This window comes from Bacteroides acidifaciens (assembly GCF_024623065.1).
Classification (GTDB): Bacteria; Bacteroidota; Bacteroidia; order Bacteroidales; family Bacteroidaceae; genus Bacteroides; species Bacteroides acidifaciens.
On record NZ_JANJZR010000013.1, the window covers coordinates 15559 to 36840 of the forward strand.

General features: G+C 45.9%; 20 protein-coding genes. 8 read left to right on the forward strand and 12 right to left on the reverse strand.

What is annotated here, in order from left to right; all coding sequences use genetic code 11:
- Nucleotides 1-58 precede the first annotated feature (58 nt).
- From recJ to dnaG, 8 genes are all read left to right on the forward strand, one after another.
- Nucleotides 59-1777, forward strand: a complete 1719-nt coding sequence (gene recJ / locus NSB03_RS05790; protein WP_121765401.1) for a single-stranded-DNA-specific exonuclease RecJ — start codon at nucleotides 59-61, stop codon at nucleotides 1775-1777.
- A complete protein-coding gene (locus NSB03_RS05795; protein ID WP_024987423.1) occupies nucleotides 1770-3674 on the forward strand; it encodes a RecQ family ATP-dependent DNA helicase in 1905 nt (634 codons plus the stop codon). Before recJ ends, NSB03_RS05795 begins: the two co-directional genes overlap by 8 nt.
- Before the next feature lie 39 nt (nucleotides 3675-3713).
- Nucleotides 3714-4676 (forward strand): tetratricopeptide repeat protein, encoded by a 963-nt coding sequence (locus NSB03_RS05800; protein WP_024987422.1) that lies wholly within the window; start codon nucleotides 3714-3716, stop codon nucleotides 4674-4676.
- Nucleotides 4677-4976: 300 nt separating this feature from the next.
- Nucleotides 4977-5825, forward strand: coding sequence for a prephenate dehydratase (locus NSB03_RS05805; RefSeq protein ID WP_024987421.1), 849 nt, complete (start codon nucleotides 4977-4979; stop codon nucleotides 5823-5825).
- Entirely contained in the window at nucleotides 5800-6978 is a 1179-nt protein-coding gene (locus NSB03_RS05810; protein WP_121765398.1) for a pyridoxal phosphate-dependent aminotransferase, read from the forward strand. The genes NSB03_RS05805 and NSB03_RS05810 overlap by 26 nt, the downstream gene beginning before the upstream one ends.
- Nucleotides 6979-7031: 53 nt before the next feature.
- Nucleotides 7032-8093 carry a bifunctional 3-deoxy-7-phosphoheptulonate synthase/chorismate mutase type II gene (locus NSB03_RS05815; protein ID WP_121765397.1) on the forward strand — a complete coding sequence of 354 codons (1062 nt, stop codon included), beginning with the start codon at nucleotides 7032-7034 and terminating at the stop codon, nucleotides 8091-8093.
- Between the two features lie 38 nt (nucleotides 8094-8131).
- Nucleotides 8132-8905 (forward strand): prephenate dehydrogenase, encoded by a 774-nt coding sequence (locus NSB03_RS05820; protein ID WP_024987420.1) that lies wholly within the window; start codon nucleotides 8132-8134, stop codon nucleotides 8903-8905.
- 115 nt (nucleotides 8906-9020) lie between these two features.
- Nucleotides 9021-11114, forward strand: a complete 2094-nt coding sequence (gene dnaG, locus NSB03_RS05825) for a DNA primase (RefSeq protein WP_024987419.1) — start codon at nucleotides 9021-9023, stop codon at nucleotides 11112-11114.
- Nucleotides 11115-11184: 70 nt separating this feature from the next.
- Here the strand turns inward: dnaG and folE are convergent, their stop codons facing one another.
- The 12 genes from folE to NSB03_RS05885 all read right to left on the reverse strand — a co-directional run bounded on the left by folE (nucleotide 11185) and on the right by NSB03_RS05885 (nucleotide 21274).
- Nucleotides 11185-11775, reverse strand: a complete 591-nt coding sequence (gene folE, locus NSB03_RS05830; RefSeq protein WP_024987418.1) for a GTP cyclohydrolase I FolE — start codon at nucleotides 11773-11775, stop codon at nucleotides 11185-11187.
- Nucleotides 11776-11782: 7 nt separating this feature from the next.
- Entirely contained in the window at nucleotides 11783-12232 is a 450-nt protein-coding gene (locus NSB03_RS05835; RefSeq protein WP_024987417.1) for an SPOR domain-containing protein, read from the reverse strand.
- 55 nt (nucleotides 12233-12287) lie between these two features.
- Nucleotides 12288-13046, reverse strand: coding sequence for a triose-phosphate isomerase (gene tpiA / locus NSB03_RS05840; protein ID WP_024987416.1), 759 nt, complete (start codon nucleotides 13044-13046; stop codon nucleotides 12288-12290).
- 46 nt (nucleotides 13047-13092) lie between these two features.
- Complete coding sequence (locus NSB03_RS05845; RefSeq protein WP_024987415.1) at nucleotides 13093-14391, reverse strand: BT_3928 family protein; 1299 nt, start codon at nucleotides 14389-14391, stop codon at nucleotides 13093-13095.
- Entirely contained in the window at nucleotides 14381-14923 is a 543-nt protein-coding gene (locus NSB03_RS05850) for a DUF1599 domain-containing protein (RefSeq protein ID WP_024987414.1), read from the reverse strand. The genes NSB03_RS05845 and NSB03_RS05850 overlap by 11 nt, the downstream gene beginning before the upstream one ends.
- A 121-nt stretch (nucleotides 14924-15044) precedes the next feature.
- Nucleotides 15045-15917: a M23 family metallopeptidase gene (locus tag NSB03_RS05855; protein ID WP_024987413.1), complete on the reverse strand. Its 873-nt coding sequence runs from the start codon at nucleotides 15915-15917 to the stop codon at nucleotides 15045-15047.
- A gap of 19 nt (nucleotides 15918-15936) precedes the next feature.
- Nucleotides 15937-16401 (reverse strand): nucleoside-diphosphate kinase, encoded by a 465-nt coding sequence (gene ndk, locus NSB03_RS05860; protein ID WP_024987412.1) that lies wholly within the window; start codon nucleotides 16399-16401, stop codon nucleotides 15937-15939.
- 222 nt (nucleotides 16402-16623) lie between these two features.
- A complete protein-coding gene (gene recG, locus NSB03_RS05865; RefSeq protein WP_257466277.1) occupies nucleotides 16624-18720 on the reverse strand; it encodes an ATP-dependent DNA helicase RecG in 2097 nt (698 codons plus the stop codon).
- A complete protein-coding gene (locus tag NSB03_RS05870) occupies nucleotides 18721-19380 on the reverse strand; it encodes a 2-C-methyl-D-erythritol 4-phosphate cytidylyltransferase (RefSeq protein ID WP_172503795.1) in 660 nt (219 codons plus the stop codon).
- An 11-nt stretch (nucleotides 19381-19391) separates the two neighbouring features.
- Complete coding sequence (locus tag NSB03_RS05875) at nucleotides 19392-19943, reverse strand: DJ-1 family glyoxalase III (RefSeq protein ID WP_024987411.1); 552 nt, start codon at nucleotides 19941-19943, stop codon at nucleotides 19392-19394.
- 29 nt (nucleotides 19944-19972) lie between these two features.
- On the reverse strand, nucleotides 19973-20851 hold the full coding sequence (locus NSB03_RS05880) for a cell envelope integrity TolA family protein (RefSeq protein WP_172503794.1): 879 nt from the start codon (nucleotides 20849-20851) through the stop codon (nucleotides 19973-19975).
- A gap of 6 nt (nucleotides 20852-20857) precedes the next feature.
- A complete protein-coding gene (locus NSB03_RS05885; RefSeq protein WP_024987410.1) occupies nucleotides 20858-21274 on the reverse strand; it encodes an ExbD/TolR family protein in 417 nt (138 codons plus the stop codon).
- Between the last annotated feature and the right edge of the window lie 8 nt (nucleotides 21275-21282).

A 21282-nucleotide genomic window follows, 5' to 3' on the forward strand; every position in this document is an offset into this window, starting at 1 on the left:
TGGAAAGAAGTGCCTTTCGCAACCCTTGAGAACAGAAAAAGAAAAAACAATATATAAAATGAATCACAAATGGAATTATCGACCCATTACACCCGAACAGACAGAGACAAGCCGGACATTGGCCCAGGAATTAGGGATTAGCCCGATACTTGGACAACTTTTGGTGCAGCGGGGAATAACGAAGGCAACGGATGCCAAGAAGTTTTTCCGCCCGCAGTTGCCCGACCTGCACGATCCGTTCCTGATGAAGGATATGGATATGGCAGTAGAACGTCTGAACAAGGCGATGGGAAAGAAAGAACGTATTCTAATTTATGGAGATTATGACGTAGACGGTACCACAGCCGTGGCGCTGGTCTACAAGTTTATCCAACAGTTCTATTCAAACCTTGATTATTACATACCCGACCGCTACAACGAAGGGTATGGCATTTCTAAAAAAGGAGTGGACTACGCTGCTGAAACCGGTGTGGGACTGATTATTGTACTCGACTGCGGAATAAAGGCAGTAGAGGAAATTACGTATGCCAAAGAAAAAGGCATTGACTTTATCATCTGTGACCATCATGTGCCGGATGACATTCTGCCGCCTGCCATAGCTATTCTGAACGCCAAACGTCTGGACAACACGTATCCGTACACTCACCTTTCCGGTTGTGGAGTCGGCTTCAAGTTTATGCAGGCGTTCGCCATTAGTAACGGCATCGAATTCCATCACCTGATTCCGTTGCTCGACATCGTAGCTGTGAGTATCGCATCGGATATCGTTCCGATTATGGGTGAAAACCGTATTCTCGCATACCATGGTCTGAAACAACTGAACAGTAATCCGAGTATCGGCATGAAAGCCATTATCGACGTATGCGGACTTTCTGAAAAGGAAATCACCGTCAGCGATATTGTCTTCAAAATCGGACCGCGCATCAATGCGTCGGGACGTATTCAAAATGGGAAAGAAGCGGTGGACTTGTTGACGGAAAAAGACTTCTCGTCTGCGCTTGAGAAGGCCGGACAAATCAATCAGTATAACGAGACACGGAAAGACCTCGATAAAAGCATGACGGAAGAGGCGAACAAAATCGTCGCCAACCTGGACGGGCTGGCCGACCGCCGCTCTATCGTGCTTTATAACGAAGAATGGCACAAAGGGGTGATTGGTATCGTAGCTTCCCGCCTGACGGAAGTTTACTATCGTCCTGCCGTAGTACTGACCCGGACGGATGATATGGCAACCGGTTCCGCACGCTCTGTTTCCGGTTTTGATGTATACAAGGCGATTGAACATTGCCGCGACTTGCTGGAGAATTTTGGCGGACATACCTATGCTGCCGGATTGTCCATGAAAGTGGAAAACGTGGAAGCCTTCACCAAACGGTTCGAAGAATACGTCTCGCAGCACATCCTGCCGGAGCAAACCAGTGCTGTTATCGATATTGACGCCGAGATTGACTTCAGGGATATTTCTCCCAAGTTCTTCAATGACTTGAAAAAGTTCAATCCGTACGGCCCCGATAACATAAAGCCCATCTTCTGTACGCATCATGTCTATGATTATGGGACGAGCAAAGTGGTGGGACGCGACCAGGAACATATCAAACTGGAACTGGTTGACAATAAATCGAACAATGTGATGAATGGTATCGCATTCGGGCAAAGTTCGCACGTAAGATATATCAAGACCAAACGTTCGTTCGATATCTGCTACACCATTGAAGAGAATACCCACAAACGTGGTGAAGTGCAACTACAAATCGAAGATATAAGACCGATTGAATAAGTATCAGGAGATATTAAGACAATACTGGGGATATGACTCTTTCCGCGATTTGCAGGAAGAGATCATTACCAGTATCGGTGAAGGCAAAGACACACTGGGACTGATGCCGACCGGTGGCGGCAAGTCCATCACATTCCAGGTCCCTGCCCTTGCCCAAGAGGGACTTTGCATCGTCATCACTCCTCTCATCGCCTTGATGAAAGACCAAGTGCACAACCTGCGCAAACGCGGTATCAAGGCTCTTGCCGTATATTCCGGTATGACACGGCAGGAGATTATTACCGCACTTGAGAACTGTATCTTCGGCAATTACAAATTTCTCTATATTTCTCCGGAACGTCTGGATACGGAAATATTCCGCATCAAACTCCGTTCCATGAAAGTCTCCATGATTACAGTAGACGAAAGCCACTGTATCTCACAATGGGGATATGATTTCCGTCCTGCTTACTTGAAGATAGCGGAAATACGGGAACTTTTGCCGGGTGTTCCGGTACTGGCACTTACCGCGACCGCCACCCCGGAAGTAGTAAAAGACATTCAAGCCCGCCTGAATTTCCATGAAGGGAATGTTTTCCGCATGAGCTTCGAGCGGAAGAACTTGGCGTACATCGTCCGCCAGACGGATAACAAGACCAAAGAATTATTGCATATCTTACAAAGGATTCCGGGCAGTGCCATTATTTATGTACGCAACAGGCGACGGACTAAAGAAATCACCGAGCTGCTTGTAAACGAAGAGATTACCGCCGATTTCTATCATGCGGGACTTGACAATGCCGTAAAAGACCTGCGGCAAAAGCGTTGGCAAAACGGCGAAGTACGTGTAATGGTAGCGACGAATGCCTTCGGGATGGGAATTGACAAACCTGATGTCCGTATTGTACTGCATCTCGATCTTCCCGATTCGCCCGAAGCCTATTTTCAGGAAGCCGGACGTGCGGGAAGAGACGGAGAAAAGGCTTACGCTGTCATCTTATATTCCAAATCAGATAGAACAACACTACATAAGCGGATAGCGGATACTTTTCCCGACAAGGAATACATACTCAATGTCTACGAACATTTGCAGTATTACTATCAGATGGCGATGGGAGACGGATTCCAGTGTGTCCGCGAATTCAATATCGAAGAGTTCTGCCGGAAATTCAAATATTTTCCGGTTCCGGTGGACAGTGCACTGAAAATACTGACCCAAGCCGGTTATCTGGAATATACGGACGAGCAGGACAATGCTTCGCGTATCCTGTTCACGCTCCGCCGGGATGAATTGTACAAGTTGCGCGAAATGGGACCGGAAACGGAAGCACTGATACAAACCATCCTCCGTTCGTACACAGGAGTGTTCACGGATTATGCTTATATCAGCGAAGCATCCCTGTCCATACGTACCGGGTTGACACGCGAGCAAATCTACAACATACTGGTGACACTGACCAAACGCCGTATCGTGGATTATATTCCTCACAAAAAGACACCTTATATTATATATACGCGCGAACGGCAGGAACTCCGTTTCGTACGTATCCCGCCTTCGGTCTATGAAGAGCGCAAAGTCCGCTATGAAGCGCGCATTAAGGCGATGGAAGAGTATGTCACTTCAGACAATGTATGCCGCAGCCGGATGTTGCTCCGCTATTTCGGAGAGAAGAACGAACATAACTGCGGACAGTGTGATGTCTGCCTCAGCCGTCACGCGACAGACTCTCTATCCGAAGATTCTTTCGAGAAACTGAAACGTCAAATCATAGAGCTGCTTACTCAGAATCCGCTATCCCCAGTAGAAATAGCCTATCAGATAGCGGTGGAAAAAGAGGAAATAGCGGAAGTCATCCGTCATTTATTGGAAGAAGGCGCATTGAAGATGCAGGACGGAATAATACGTATTTCAAGATAAGTTATTACCTTTGCAGATAAACTCAAAAAAAAACATATCATGCCGAACTTTTTTAAATCTTTCTTCTCCGGAAAGTCTGAAACTCCGGAAAGCGAAAAGCAAAAAAACGACCGGAAAAGATTCGAGATTTTCAAATATGACGGTCTGCGTGCACAACGCATGGGACGTCCGGATTATGCCGTAAAATGTTTCACTGAAGCTCTTGCCATCGAAGAAGAGTTTGAAACAATGGGATATCTCAGCCAACTCTACATCCAAATAGGAGACACGGCAAAAGCACGCGAACTGTTGGAGAAAATGGCTGCAATGGAGCCGCACATCACCAACACTTTCCTGACATTAGCCAATGTATGTTTCATTCAGGAAGATTATCAAGCGATGGAAGAGGCTGCCAATAAGGCGATTGCCATCGAAGAGGGAAATGCCGTAGCGCATTATCTGTTGGGAAAAGCCCGTCAGGGACAGAATGACGACCTGATGACCATCGCCCATCTCACGAAAGCCATCACATTGAAGGATGATTTCGTTGAAGCCCGCCTGCTGCGTGCAGAAGCTCTCCTAAAGCTAAGACAGTACAACGAAATGATGGAAGACATAGACACCGTACTTGCCCAAAATCCGGAAGAAGAAACTGCCATACTACTGCGTGGAAAAGTGAAAGAAGCGAACGAACAGGCTGAAGAAGCGGAAGCGGACTACCAACTTGTTACGGAAATAAACCCTTTCAACGAACAGGCATATCTTTATCTGGGGCAACTTTATATCAACCAAAAGAAACTGACGGAAGCCATCGAACTGTTTGATGAAGCTATCGAACTGAATCCTAATTTCGCGGAAGCCTACAAGGAGCGCGGGCGTGCCAAACTGCTGAATGGAGATAAAGACGGCTCCGTGGAAGACATGAAGAAATCTTTGGAACTGAATCCGAAAGAAGAGGCCAGGCTGAACGGAGAATTCAAGAACCTTGGAACAAAGCCGGAAGCACTGCCGGGTATCTTCTAAATGTCCTTTTTATATATTTTAGGCAAGAAAACAAAAAAAGTATCGCTTTTTGTTTGCGTTTAACAGAAAAGTATTACTTTTGTCCCAAGAATTAAAAACCAAAGCAAAAAACAAAGTTCGTATGAAATCATTTACTTATGCATATTACTTCTTTTTTTACTTTTACTTTAGCAGCAAAGTAGAGCGGGAGTTTGTATGTATCAAGTGACAGTGATGCTTAAGGACAGAATAAAGAAATCAATCATATGAATCCCGCTCCGATACGGACGCGGGATTTTTTTATAATACATCGTCAAGACAATGAAAAAGATAGCTATTCAAGGAACACTCGGCTCTTATCACGACATCGCCGCACACAAATATTTCGAAGGAGAAGAGATAGAGCTAATCTGTTGCGCCACCTTCGAAGACGTGTTTGCCTCCATACGCAGAGACAGCCAGGTCATCGGGATGCTCGCCATCGAGAATACGATTGCGGGCAGCTTGCTGCACAACAACGAGTTGCTGAGGCAGAGCGGCACGCAGATTATCGGCGAATACAAACTGCGCATCTCGCACAGCTTCGTCTGCCTGCCCGACGAAAGTTGGGAAGACCTGACGGAAGTCAACTCCCACCCCATCGCCCTGATGCAGTGCCGCGATTTCCTGAACCAGCACCCGCAACTGAAAGTGGTGGAAGGCGAAGACACGGCACGCAGCGCAGAGACCATCAAGAACGGAAATCTGAAAGGACACGCCGCCATCTGCTCCAAAGCGGCCGCCGAACGCTACGGAATGAAAGTGTTGCAGGAGGGCATCGAGACAAACAAGCACAACTTCACCCGTTTCCTCGTTGTTGCCGACCCTTGGCAGGCGGACGAACTGCGGCAGCACCACGCCTCCACTGCCAACAAGGCAAACATGGTGTTCACACTGCCGCACACGGAAGGCAGCCTGTCACAAGTGCTCTCCATCCTCTCTTTCTACAACATCAACCTCACCAAGATACAGTCGTTGCCTATTATCGGACGTGAATGGGAATATCAGTTTTATGTCGACGTGACCTTCAACGACTATCTGAGATATAAGCAATCCATTGCGGCAATCACTCCATTAACCAAAGAACTTAAATTATTAGGCGAATATGCAGAAGGAAAATCAAACGTATAAAATCGCTCCTGCCGAACGGCTGGCAAGTGTAAGCGAATACTACTTCTCAAAGAAGCTGAAAGAGGTAGCACAGATGAATGCGGAAGGAAAAGACGTTATCAGCCTGGGTATCGGCAGTCCCGATATGCCGCCTTCGGAAAAGACCATCGAAACATTATGCAACAATGCCCACGATCCGAACGGACACGGTTATCAGCCGTATGTGGGTATCCCCGAACTCCGCAAAGGTTTCGCTGCCTGGTATCAACGCTGGTACGGTGTGGAACTGAACCCAAATACGGAGATACAACCGTTGATTGGCTCGAAAGAGGGGATTCTTCATGTCACACTGGCTTTTGTCAATCCGGGCGAACAGGTATTGGTTCCGAATCCGGGCTATCCTACTTATACTTCTTTGAGCAAGATACTCGGTGCGGAAGTCGTCAATTATGATTTGAAAGAGGATGACGGCTGGATGCCCGACTTTGAAGCACTGGAGAATATGGATTTAAGCCGCGTGAAGCTGATGTGGACGAACTATCCGAATATGCCGACAGGCGCAAACGCAACTCCCGAACTATATGAACGTCTCGTCGACTTTGCCCGCCGGAAGAATATTGTGATTGTGAATGATAATCCGTACAGCTTTATCCTGAACGAAAAGCCTATCAGTATTCTGAGTGTGCCGGGAGCCAAAGAATGCTGCATCGAGTTCAATTCTATGAGCAAGAGCCACAATATGCCAGGCTGGCGTATCGGAATGTTAGCTTCGAACGCTGAATTCGTACAATGGATACTGAAGGTAAAAAGCAACATAGACAGCGGAATGTTCCGTGCCATGCAACTGGCAGCTGCAACAGCTCTGGAAGCAGAAGCAGACTGGTATGAAGGCAATAACGAAAACTACCGCAACCGTCGTCACCTCGCTGGTGAGATTATGAAAACATTGGGATGCACCTACGATGAAAAGCAAGTGGGAATGTTCCTTTGGGGGAAAATTCCCGCATCTTGCAAGGATGTAGAGGAACTGACGGAAAAAGTGCTGCACGAAGCAAGAGTGTTCATCACTCCGGGATTTATTTTCGGCAGTAACGGAGCAAGATATATCCGTATCTCCCTCTGTTGCAAGGATGCAAAATTAGCGGAAGCACTGGAAAGAATCAAAAGGATCTAGCCGCTTCCCACAACCAATAATCATCTAGTATAAAAGTAAAAACGAATAAGAATATGGAACTCGAATCAATTTTATTACCGGGCATTGAAACTAAAAGACCGATTGTCATTGCCGGCCCATGTAGTGCAGAGACTGAAGAACAAGTGATGGATACAGCCAAGCAATTGGCAGCTAAAGGACAAAAGATATTCCGCGCAGGAATCTGGAAACCGCGCACCAAACCGGGTGGTTTCGAAGGAGTCGGCGTAGAGGGTCTTGCTTGGCTGAAAGAGGTGAAGAAAGAAACGGGAATGTATGTTTCTACCGAAGTAGCAACAGCCAAACACGTCTACGAAGCCTTGAAGGCTGGTATCGATATTCTTTGGGTAGGCGCACGCACCACCGCCAACCCTTTCGCCGTACAGGAAATAGCTGACGCACTAAAAGGTGTTGACATCCCTGTATTAGTCAAGAATCCCGTTAATCCGGATCTTGAACTATGGATTGGAGCTTTGGAACGTATCAACAACGCAGGTCTGAAACGTTTGGGTGCTATCCATCGCGGTTTCAGTAGCTACGATAAGAAGATTTACCGTAATCTTCCTCAATGGCACATTCCTATCGAACTGCGCCGTCGCATTCCTAATCTCCCGATTTTCTGTGACCCGAGCCACATCGGCGGCAAACGTGAACTGATAGCTCCTCTTTGCCAACAAGCGATGGACTTGAATTTCGACGGTCTGATTGTAGAAAGCCACTGCAATCCTGATTGTGCGTGGAGCGATGCCTCGCAACAGGTGACGCCGGATGTGCTCGACTACATCCTCAATCTACTGGTTATCCGTACCGAAACTCAATCTACAGAAAACTTGAGCCTGTTGCGTAAACAGATTGACGAATGTGACGACAACATCATCCAAGAACTAGCCAAGAGAATGCGTGTCGCCCGCGAAATCGGTACATTCAAGAAAGAGCACAACATCACTGTACTACAAGCCGGACGTTACAATGAAATTCTCGAGAAACGCGGAATGCAGGGAGAGCAATGTGGTATGGATGCAGAATTTATGAAGAAAATCTTCGAAGCTATCCACGAAGAATCTGTTCGTCAGCAGATGGAAATTATCAATAAGTAGTCAGATAGTTGACTACTTGCTACTAAACAAATAGGAATATGAGAATATTAATCCTCGGAGCCGGAAAAATGGGCTCCTTCTTTACTGATATTTTGAGCTTTCAACACGAGACGGCCGTATATGACGTCAACCCGCACCAATTGCGTTTTGTCTACAACACGTATCGTTTCACTACATTAGAGGAGATTAAGGAATTCGAACCGGAACTGGTTATCAATGCCGTTACAGTAAAGTACACGTTGGATGCTTTCCGCAACGTATTGCCCGTACTGCCCAAAGACTGTATCATCAGTGACATTGCCTCTGTAAAAACAGGACTGAAGAAGTTTTATGAAGAAAGCGGTTTCCGTTATGTTTCCAGTCACCCGATGTTTGGTCCTACTTTCGCCAGTCTCAGCAACTTGAGCAGCGAGAATGCGATCATCATCAGTGAAGGCGACCATTTGGGAAAGATATTCTTCAAAGACCTCTATCAGACGTTGCGACTGAATATTTTCGAATATACATTCGACGAGCATGACGAGACAGTAGCCTACTCGCTTTCCATTCCGTTCGTCTCGACTTTCGTATTTGCTGCCGTAATGAAACATCAGGAAGCTCCGGGAACTACGTTCAAGAAACATATGGCTATCGCCAAAGGTCTGCTGAGTGAAGACGACTACCTGCTTCAGGAAATCCTGTTCAATCCACGTACTCCGGGACAAGTGACCAATATCCGTACCGAGCTGAAAAACCTTCTCGAAATCATCGAGAATAAGGACGCGGAAGGGATGAAAAAGTATCTGACGAAGATTCGGGAGAAGATTAGATAATCCGCAACCGATATAGGTAAGATTTAACCATCCCCTGCAAAAAAGTTCTTTGCAGGGGATTTTTTTTATATGTACCTTTGCATCCGCAAAAACGGATTCACAGGAGAAAAGAAGAATGATAGATCAAGTTACCATCGACCGGATATTGGACGCGGCACAGATAATGGATGTCGTCTCGGACTTTGTCACTCTGCGCAAACGCGGTGTCAACTACGTCGGCTTGTGTCCATTCCATAGTGACAAGACACCTTCTTTTTACGTTTCGCCTGCCAAAGGGCTTTGCAAATGCTTCGCCTGCGGCAAGGGTGGAAACGCAGTGCACTTTATCATGGAACACGAGCAGATGTCTTATCCCGAAGCACTGAAATACCTTGCCAAGAAATACAATATTGAAATCAAGGAACGGGAGCTGAGCGATGAAGAGAAGTTTGTGCAGAGCGAACGTGAAAGTATGTTTATTGTCAATAACTTCGCACGCGACTACTTTCAGAACATACTGAAAAATCATATAGACGGCCGCAGCATCGGTATGGCTTACTTCCGCAACCGTGGTTTCCGGGATGATATTATCGAGAAATTCCAATTAGGATACTGTACCGACAACCATGATGCTTTCTCCAAAGAAGCGTTACAGAAAGGATACAAGAAAGAGTATTTAGTCAAAACCGGACTTTGCTATGAGACAGACGACCACCGTTTGCAGGATCGTTTTTGGGGACGTGTCATTTTCCCTGTGCATACTCTTTCCGGCAAAGTCGTGGCTTTTGGTGGACGTGTACTTGCCAGTGCCACCAAAGGTGTAAAAGTCAAATATGTCAACTCTCCAGAATCGGAGATTTACCATAAGAGTAACGAATTATACGGTATATACTTCGCCAAACAGGCAATTGTGAAACAAGACCGTTGTTTTTTAGTCGAGGGCTATACGGATGTTATTTCCATGCATCAATCCGGTATAGAAAACGTGGTAGCTTCTTCGGGAACGGCTCTTACACCGGGACAAATCCGTATGATTCATCGGTTTACCAATAATATGACTGTGCTCTATGACGGCGACGCTGCTGGTATAAAGGCTTCTATCCGAGGCATTGATATGCTGCTTGAAGAAGGCATGAATATCAAAGTTTGTCTGCTGCCCGATGGCGACGACCCGGACTCTTTTGCCCGCAAACATAACTCTACGGAATTCCAAGCCTTCATATCGGAGCATGAGACGGACTTTATCCGCTTCAAGACCAACTTGCTGCTGGAAGATGCCGGAAAAGATCCTATCAAACGGGCAGAGTTGATCGGCAACTTGGTACAAAGCATCTCCGTCATACCAGAAGCGATTGTACGGGATGTCTATATCAAAGAATGTGCCCAATTATTGCATGTAGAAGATAAATTGCTGGTATCGGAAGTTGCCAAAAGACGGGAAACGCAAGCGAAGAAACGGGCTGAACAGAGTGAACGCGACCGCCGGATTGCCCAAAGAACGGCTTCAATGGTCCAGCAAGGTCAGCAAGGCGAAGCAAATGGAAATGCCCCCATGCCTGATGGTGATGTTCCATTGCCAGTGGAGGTTGCTGATGCCGGATATGCAGAAACGCCTTTTCCGCCACAAGAAGATAACTATGCTTCATTTATTCCACAAGAAGGAAAAGAGGGACAAGAGTTCTATAAATTCGAACGACTGATATTGCAGGCTGTAGTCCGTCATGGTGAGAAAGTCATGTGCAACTTGACTGACGAAGAGGGTAATGAAATCCCTGTGACCGTCATAGAATATATTATCAACGACTTGAAGGAAGATGATCTGGCTTTCCATAACCCGTTGCACCGCCAAATGTTGTCGGAAGCTGCCGCACATATGCATGACCCCAATTTCATTGCAGAACGCTATTTTCTGGCGCATCCCGATCCGGTTATCAGCAAACTGAGCGTAGACTTGATTAATGTACGTTATCAGCTTAGCAAATATCATTCCAAGTCACAGAAGATTGTGACAGATGAAGAACGGCTTTACGAACTGGTTCCGATGCTGATGATTAACTTCAAATACGCAATTGTAACGGAAGAGTTAAAGCATATGCTCTATGCTTTACAAGACCCCGCCCTTGCACATGATAATGAGAAGTGCGATTCGTTAATGCAACGCTATAATGAACTGAGAACAGTACAAAACATTATGGCAAAACGATTAGGGGACAGGGTCGTATTGCGATAATTCTTCCCCGATGCCGGACACTCTCTTCCCCTGGTGCCGGACAGAAATCACGTTTCCAATAAGTGTCTCTCTACAAAGTTCCGTGTTGAATCAGATTCATAAACTCCTCACGTGTCTTTGCCTGATTGAAAGCGCCTGTAAAGTCTGAAGTAGTAGTAATGGAGTTTTGTTTTTCCACACCGCGCATTTGCATGCACATATGCTTTGCTTCCACTACGACCATTACTCCTAATGGATTCAATGTTTCCTGAATACATTCTTTGATTTGCAGCGTCATGCGCTCCTGCACCTGCAGACGGTGAGAGAAAATATCGACTACACGGGCAATCTTACTTAACCCGGTGATATAGCCGTTAGGGATATAAGCCACGTGAGCCTTTCCGTAGAACGGCAGCATGTGATGTTCGCAAAGAGAGAAGAAATCAATGTCCTTCACAATCACCATCTGGCTATATTCTTCCTGAAATTTAGCAGACTGAAGCACTTCGTGAGGATCCATATGATAGCCCTTTGTCAGACTCAACATCGCTTTAGCCACCCGTTCGGGAGTTTTCAACAATCCTTCCCGTTCGGTATCCTCACCCAACAAAGTTATAATACTGTGATAATGACTTTTCAACTCTTCCAGATTCGGAGAGATAATTTCTTCTTTTCCTAACATGATAGATTTATAAAGGGATATTTATCTGGTCTCTTACAATAGAAACCTCTTTAAACACACCGGTAGCTTTCAACCGACGCATCATTGCGTCCGCTTCTTCAATGCTCCGGAAATCACCCACACGGCAAAGCCAACGGGGCGGAGTGAAGGAAGTATATATCGGCAATTCCGGAAAATACTCTTTGATACGTGAAGCCACATGATAAGCATCATTCTTCGCCTGACGGGTATTGTTACCCGCATACGCCTGTATCCTGTATCCGGAAGCCTTTATTACTTTATGTTCACCTGTCGCAGGACGCTCCACACCAATCAGAGCACCAATACGGGGGTCTTGATGAATAGTCACTTTCCCCTGCCCCGGCACTGTACGTTCCAAGCTTTTGACAATGTTCTGTGCTTGTATGCCGACACCTGCCAAGACCAACAATAAAGTAAGTAAAGCTAGTTTTCTCATTACAAATAATTATTAGGCACGGACCGTGTGAATCCGTGCCTGAAATAAGTTTTAATTACGCGTTAAATGCATCAATGATACCTTTGAAATCAGATACTTTCAGAGCAGCGCCACCAATCAAACCACCGTCAACGTCCGGATTAGCAAACAGTTCTTTAGCGTTAGAAGGCTTGCAGCTACCACCATAAAGAATAGAAGTATTGTCTGCGATTTCTTTACCATACTTGTCAGCTACGATTGAACGAATGAAAGCGTGGATTTCCTGAGCTTGTTCAGGAGAAGCTGTTTTTCCCGTACCGATAGCCCAAACCGGCTCGTAAGCCAATACAATCTTAGAGAAGTCTTCGGCAGACAGAGAGAATACAGATTCCATCTGAGCAGCTACCACTTCATTCTGCTTGTTAGCTTCGCGTTCTTCCAATACTTCGCCAATACAGAAAATCGGAGTCAGACCGTTAGCCAAAGCCAATTTCACTTTTTCTTCGAGGATAGCAACTGTTTCGCCATAGTAAGCACGACGTTCAGAGTGACCCAGGATTACATATTTAGCCCCGGTAGAAGCAACCATCTCAGCAGAAACTTCACCTGTATATGCTCCTGATACTTTGTCAGCACAGTTTTCAGCACCTACACCGATCTTAGCAGCGTCTACCAACGGAGTAACAGAAGCCAAGTGGATAAACGGAGTACAGATGATTACATCACAGTTAGGCTTTTCGTTAGCCAATGCTTCGTTCAATTCTTTAGCCAAAGCGATACCCTCCTGAAGGGTTTTGTTCATTTTCCAGTTTCCTGCAACAATGTTCTTTCTCATTTTGTTTTCTTTATTTAAAGGGTTAATAAATTTACTATTCTCTTATTTACGATTTACTATTTATAACGGACTTCCGTTCTCTGCGACGAACAACCAGGATATCCAGTCCCAATACCAACAGCAATGGAATGATGAACCACAAAAATACATATCCTACGGTGTGGACGTCACTCACCATCTTCTGCTGTCCCAACGACAGATTTTCCAGTTTGCCGGTCAGCACATATTCATCCGGTATATCCTCGTCACTCCATTTATTCAGAATCTTCCCGTTCTTTATCAACATCAATCCCGGGTTGGAGCGTACCATCGTCTTCAACGTTATATCATCCATCTGGCAGAAAGGATATTCCGCTCCGGTCTTATCCTTCCACAGTTCTATCTGTTCCTCAGGTGAAGAAGTCAGGCAATAGAACTTATAGCCATGCTCCACCGAGTAATCGTATATTTCGTTAATCAGGTCGATATTACTGTCGTCCGCTTCTTCAATCCGATGGGCAACCAACAGGAAAGTATATCCCATATCAGTCAATACCTCTTCCGTTATATCGTCTCCCGTGCGCAAGTCCATCATAGAGAAATCATGGATAGGCGGTTCATAGCCTTTCTCTTTGAGTTTGGTACGTGTGTCGACAAATGTCCACGTACTGTCCGGATAGTTATCCAGCGTAAACTCTTTCTTTTCCCCATTCTTCTCTAAAATAAAGATACTTTCATATACACTTGGTTTTGCTCCTTCGGGTGTTGTCATTCCCTCCGGAATATTCTTTCCTATCTTGTAGGGGCGAAAGTCTAAAACAGGCAAACGGTCCAAGCAATAGAATGACAGGGAAAATACAAAAAAGAGTGTATATAAGGAAACCAGCCATGCCATTTTCACACTGATAAAGCGGATCAGCATCGTTCTGTAACGGAATGCTGCGATTGCAGCAAGTGACAGTATGACATTCTTGCCGAATGTTTCCCAATTCGTCAATATCCAGGCATCACCGAAACAACCGCAGTCTGCAACCGGATCGAAGATTGCAAGATACAGAGTCAACGGTGTCATGACAATCATCAACATCAACGCCAATGAAGAGGCCAATGTTCTCCGCGTACCAAAGAACAGGGAGATGCCGACAAAAAACTCAATGGCGGATAGCGTAATGCCCCCCAACAGAGGGAAAAATGAAGGAAACCAGGAAGCCATGCCGAATGCAGTCAGATAATCCTGTATCTTATACTGGAAACCCAGCGGATCAACTGCCTTCACAAACCCGGAGAAAATAAACGAAGCCGCTAAAAGAAAGCGACTGGTATTTGCTACCACTCCCTGAATGATATGTAGGTTCTTATCCTTCAAATTCTATCTTTATGAGTCCGAAAACAGAGTAATTTATCATATCCATGTAATTGGCATCGATTCCCTCAGACACCAATGTATTGCCGGACAGGCTTTCAATCTGCTTGGTACGGTATATCTTCATCAAAATCAAGTCTGTGTAAGAGCTGACACGCATACTCCGCCAAGCCTCGTCATAGTCATGATTTTTGGCAAGCATCAGTTCTAATGCTTCTTTAGCGTATTTATCATATAAAGCCATCGCTTCTTCATTACTGATATCGGCAGATTCGGCATAGCCCAACTCCAACTGGATAAGTCCGATAATTCCATAGTTGACAATTGCGATAAATTCAGCACGGATTCCCTCGTCAATCAGGGTTACTCCCTTAGTTTCGATACTACGGATCCGGTTGGCTTTGATAAAAATCTGGTCAGTTACAGAAGCCGGACGCAGGATACGCCACGCAGACCCGTAATCGTGCAGCTTCTTGGAAAATAAGTCACGGCACAAAGCGATGACATGTTCAAATTGTTGCTTGGTATCTTTCATCTTCTTCCAAATAGTGCGCAAAGGTAACAATAATTAAGTAAAAACAGAAAGAGGGCACTCTAAATTATATTAAAGTGCCCTCTTCCAAAGCTATTGTATTACTGTTTTATAAGCAAGCGGGTTATGAACAACGCAAAACCTGTCCGATACGCAAAGTTGTAGTCGGTTTGATACGGTTCAATTTACAAAGTGTGCTGACCGACACTCCACGCAATTTGGCAATGCGTGATAAAGTATCTCCACTCTTCACCTTATGATAGCGGATTGCTCCATCGGCTACCTGAGTATCATGTGAGCCTGCGCGTTTCACGCCTTTTGTCTTTCTGAACGTATAAGTATCGGCAACAATATCTTGTTTCGGGAAGTCGAACATATAAACCGGATTGATTGCAATTCCCAAGAAACGGGTTTCAAAATGCAGGTGCGAACCGGTAGAGCGTCCCGTATTGCCCCCCAAACCAATAACCTCTCCTGCTTTCACTAATTGGTTTTCCTCAACCAATTGTTTGGACAAGTGGCCATATACAGTCTCCAAGCCATTATCATGACGGATAACGACATATTTACCATATCCTCTCCGCTCGTATTTTACGATACGCACTTTACCGTCAAAAGCTGCCACAATAGTATCCCCGATGTTCACTTTCAAGTCAAGTCCATTGTGCATTCTTCTCCAACGGGGTCCGAAAGGTGAAGTAATTTTCGTGCTCGAAGTCGGCATATGGAAGCCTGTCAGGTCGATAGTGTAAGTTTCAGGGATAATAGCATTTCCATAAGTATGTACATACTGGTTGTTCCAGTTAGGATAAAGACTTAGGGCAGGGTATTCGGACTGTTCGGCGCGGATTTGCTTTTGCAATGCCAAAGAGTCTACAGATTTTAATTTTTTGTCTATCGGTGCCTGGCGGGCAATCAGGTCTTGAGAGAAAGAGCTCAGACTAACCATAGCCGCTACGGCCACCAATCCAGTTTTAATAATGCAATTGAAATTCATTCGTTCTTTGTCAATTCATTTAATATTCATCGTTTGCATACAGGTAGTCAAATGTCGCCTGTTTGTAATTGAATATCTCTTCCGGTTTAAAAAATCTCTTTAATTCAATAGCTGCAGTCTCCGGTGAATCGGAAGCATGAACTATATTCTCTTGAAAACTCATGCTGTAATCCCCACGAATGGTTCCCGGGGCAGCCAGACGTCCATTAGTTGGTCCTGCCAACGTACGGACCGTTTGAATAGCATCCACACCCTCAAAACAACAAACAACAACAGGAGCTGTCATCATTGAATCTTTCACACGTTGAAAGAACGGTTTGCCACTGAGGTGGGCATAATGTTCGCTTAGCAATTCATCTGTCAGTTGCATCATCTTCATGCCGGCCAACCGCAATCCTTTACGTTCGAAACGATGAATAATCTCACCAATCAGTCCCCGTTGTAGGGTACACGGTTTTAAAATGACCAGCGTTTTTTCAAGCATAATACTCGACTTTTCAAATGGTTAAACGATACATTTACTAAAAAATTCCTCCAAAGGTAGTATTTTCCTACGAAACAACAAGGGAGTTATTAACTATTTTTCAGATGATTAGCAACAAGAGAGAAAAGGAATGAGTCTTTAACCCCCTATAAATAGGAGAGATAAGAGCCAAATATGTTATGCAACACATTTACGCAAACAAGCCGCATGTTTAACCGTTTTTCAACTAATGGCAGCCCAGTTAACATTCGTTTTCCGCAGGGATTTGAGTTGCCGCCATAGTATTTCATTCTCCGGATTCTGTGCCACAGGGTCTTGCTCTACAATCTCTTCGGCTATAGCACGTACGTATTGCAGCAGTTGCCCGTCACGGGCAATATCGGCAATCTTCAAGTCGAAAGCCACACCGCTCTGCTGGGTTCCTTCGAGGTCGCCGGGACCACGCAGTTTCAGGTCGGCCTCCGCTATTTCAAAGCCGTCATTGGTACGTACCATGATTTCAAGCCGTTTACGGGTGTCTTCGGTCAGTTTATAGTTGGTCACCAGGATACAATAAGACTGGTCAGCGCCACGCCCTACCCGACCGCGCAACTGGTGCAACTGCGAGAGTCCGAAACGTTCGGCATTTTCAATAATCATCACCGAAGCGTTAGGCACGTTCACTCCTACTTCGATTACTGTCGTAGCTACCATTATCTGTGCTTTTCCCGAAATGAAAAGTTGCATCTGCTCGTCTTTTTCGGCTGCTTTCATTTTGCCGTGCACCTTGCAGACCGTACATTTGGGAAATTCCTCAAGAATATACCGGTAGCCTTCTTCAAGATTCTTCAAATCAATCTTTTCGCTCTCCTTTATTAAAGGATAAACGATATAAACCTGACGTCCTTCGTCAATTTGCTTCTGTACAAAACGGTACATGCTCTCACGGCGGTTGTCAAACTGATGGACGGTGGTTATCGGTTTCCGGCCGGGGGGAAGTTCGTCAATAACGGAAACATCCAAGTCTCCATACAGGGTCATTGCCAGTGTACGGGGAATGGGCGTCGCAGTCATAACAAGCACATGCGGCGGTTGGTTATTCTTGCTCCAAAGGCGGGCGCGTTGCGCCACACCAAAACGATGCTGCTCGTCAATGACGACAAAACCCAATGAAGAGAAATTGACAGTATCCTCAATGACGGCATGCGTACCTATCAGAATATGCACGTCTCCTGTCAGCAGACCGGTAAGGATGCTTTCCCTTCTTTTTCCTTTGACGGAACTGGTCAGCAGTTCGACTCGGATATCCATTCCGAAAAGCAGTTCCTTTATCGTTTCATAATGCTGGTTTGCCAGAATTTCGGTAGGTGCCATCATACACGCCTGATAACCATTATCCAAGGCAAGCAGCATGCTCATCAAGGCAACGAGCGTTTTCCCGCTACCTACATCCCCCTGCAAAAGACGGTTCATCTGCCGTCCGCCGCCTACGTCGTTGCGAATTTCTTTCAATACCCGTTTCTGCGCCCCTGTCAGTTGAAAAGGCAGGTTCTTTGTATAAAACGTATTGAATATGTCGCCTACTTTCTCAAAGATATAGCCGCGGTATCTCCGTTGTCTGTCTTTGGCATAGCGGAGGATATTGAGCTGTACATAAAACAGTTCCTCGAATTTAAGACGATACTGCGCCCTGCGAAGCAAGTCGGGATTTGTCGGGAAGTGGATATTCCGAAGAGCTTCCGTGAGCGGCATCAAATGATGTTCCGCCAATAGTTTGGAAGAAAGCGTTTCGGGCAGAGGTTCCTGTATCTGCTGAATCACAACCGCCATCATCTTCTCAATCGCGTGAGAGTTGAGGAAGCTGCGTTTCATTTTCTCCGTCGTATTATAATAAGGTTGCAGACCTACGGAAGAAAGTTTCAGGTCATCCGTCTTGTCCACATCGGGGTGAGCTACATTGATACGCCCGTTGAAAACGGTCGGTTTGCCGAAGATGATATATTCTTCGTGAAGTTTATATTTGCCCAGAATATACTTTATCCCTTGAAACCACACTAAATCCACTACACCCGTACCGTCCGAGAAATGAGCGGTAAGACGTCGTTGACGCCCTTCGCCAATGGTCTCGAAACCGAGGATTTCTCCTTTCAGCTGGATATACGGCATATTGCCATCTATTTCGTGAATGTAATAGATGCGGCTCCGGTCAACGTATTTGTAAGGGAAGTAATAAATCAAATCATGCAAGGAGTATATTCCCAGCTCCTTGTTTAATACGGCAGCCTTCTGTGGCCCTACCCCGGAGATGAATTTTATGTCGCGTGTGACTAAATCGAACATTTACAACAGAGCACTCCCCACTTTCAAGTCGAAAGGGGTTGTTATTTTTATATTTTCACGATTACCTTCTGCCAGATATACAGGTATGCCCATTGCCTCCACCACTGAGGCATCATCCGTAAAGAACGGGGTAAACTCCTGCGCATAAGCCCGTTTCAGCAGTTCAGTCTCAAAGACTTGAGGAGTCTGCACCAGTTTATAATCATTGCGGCTGACTGTTTCACTGCCGTCATCCGTCAGATGGCGCAACGTCTCCACTACATCAACCACCGGAATCGCAGCTTTCTGCTCTTCCGCCAAATCATAGCAACGTTGAATCACCTCTACCGAGACAAACGGGCGGACACCATCATGCACTCCCACCAGTCCGGGTTCCCGCACCAATGCCAAACCATTCTTTACCGAATGGAAACGCGTCCCTCCACCATCGGCAATCAGATGCTCTACGTCAAAGCCGTGTTCTTCGCAGAGCTGTCTCCAGAAGCCCTGCTGCTCTTTGGGAAGCACTAATATAATCTGGAGTGAAGCGTCATACTTCCTGAATACTTCCAGCGTATGCATCAACACAGGTTTACCGCCGATAGGAAGGAACTGCTTCGGAAGCTCACTCCCCATTCGCAAGCCCTTTCCACCGGCGACAATAATTACAGATTTCTTCATGGACAGGCAGCTTAGTGTTTTACGCACATCGCCTCTACCAGTTCTTCCACCTTTTCTTTACCTACCAACAGGTCAACGATAGTCAAAGCAAACTCCATGGTAGCGCCCGGTCCCATTCCCGTAATGATGTTTCCGTCACGGACAACGTGTTCATTGGCACATTCCGCACCTTCCAGATATTGTTCGAAACTCGGATAACATGTCGCTTTCTTGCCTTTCAGCAGCCCCAGTTTGCCCAATACCATCGGAGCCGCACAAATGGCAGCGACAGGTTTGCCTTTTCCGGCAAAGTCAAGGATTAGCTTACGCAACCCTTCGTGCTTGTCGAGCGTAGCTGCTCCCGGCATTCCCCCCGGTAAGAACAAAAGTTCAGCATCGAAGAAATCGCAATTCACAAAATTGATGTCACAAAAAACGGACACGTCATGTGCGCCTACTACAATTTCGTCCGGAGTGACAGATACGATTTTTACGTTCAGTCCGGCACGTCTCAGTATGTCAATAGTGGTAAAGGCTTCGATTTCTTCAAAACCATCTGCAAAAAATGCGTACACAGTTCCCATAATGCTATCTATTTTGGTTAATGATACTTCTATCTCAAATTAAAGTAATACGTAATTGTTCCCGTTTGATTCGTCACCCCGTCCACTGCTTCAAAACGAGCTTTCTTAGCTGCATCCAAAGCTGCCTTACGCAAAGTCCGGTCAGAGGTATTCGTCAAAGAGAGATTCACACTGGTTCCTACCACTAATCCCGCCGGGTTTACGGTGATATTCACCACAACACGTCCTTCCTCGCGTACATTACATTCCGGTTTCGGCAAACGAGTACCTGCACCTAAAGAACGTCCGCCAAGGTCAAATGTTCCCTCACCACCTGTTCCTGTTTTCGCTCCGGTAGAAGAATTACCATCTTTACTACCTTGGGTTCCCGTACCACTGGTTGCCGTACCTTTATTACCCGTCATTTGCGCTCCTTTTCCGAACGCACCGGATACTCTCTTTTTAGCGGTCTCTTCGGCAGCTTTACGTTCACGCTCCGCTTTTTCCTCCGCCAGTCGTTTCGCTTCCGCAGCTTTTTCCGCTTCCGTTTTTTCCGGCTTCTTCACCGGTTCTTTCGGCTTAACCACCTCTTTGGGTTTCACCGTTTCTTTTTTCGGTTCTTCCGTCTTAGGTTTCAGGGTTACTGTTTCCTCTTCGGTCTGCGTCAACAAATCCTGTTCGGAAGGAAGTTCCGGTTCAGTCTCCGCGGGTGCTGCCGCATCTTCATCCATAATATCCACATCTACCAGAGAGGGATCATCAAAACCATTTGCTGCGTCTACATCTCCCATCATCACAGGCACTCCGCCTGCATCCTCGTCCGGCCGGGGAACGGTAAAGCTCACCAGAATCAAAAGAGCAATCACTGCCACGTGTACCAACAATGTACCCAGCACTCCTATGTATTCACCCTTTTTTCTTCTGTCCATTGTTCCTTATTTGTTTTCAGGCGGGCGCGTAGCCAGCACCATCTTAAAATGATTCTCGTTTGCGATGTTCAGCACCCGCACAATCTCGCGGTAAGGTACTGATTCATCCGCATACAATGCCACATACATTTCAGGTTCCTTCTCTGCACAACTCTGCAAGAATGAAGTCAAATCATTCAATGCCACCGGTTGCTCCTTCTCGTTGCCGAAAGCGGCATAGAAGTTCAAGTCCTTATCAATAACGACTCTTGTCAGCGGTTTCGCCGAGGTCTGTTGCTTGCCTTGCGGCAACAGCACTTTTATAGCATTGGGCGACACCACCGTAGAGGTTATCATAAAGAATATCAGCAACAGGAATATGACGTCCGTCATGGAAGCCATGCTGAAATTGGGCGATATTCTATTTCTTCTTTTTAATCCCACTTTATAAA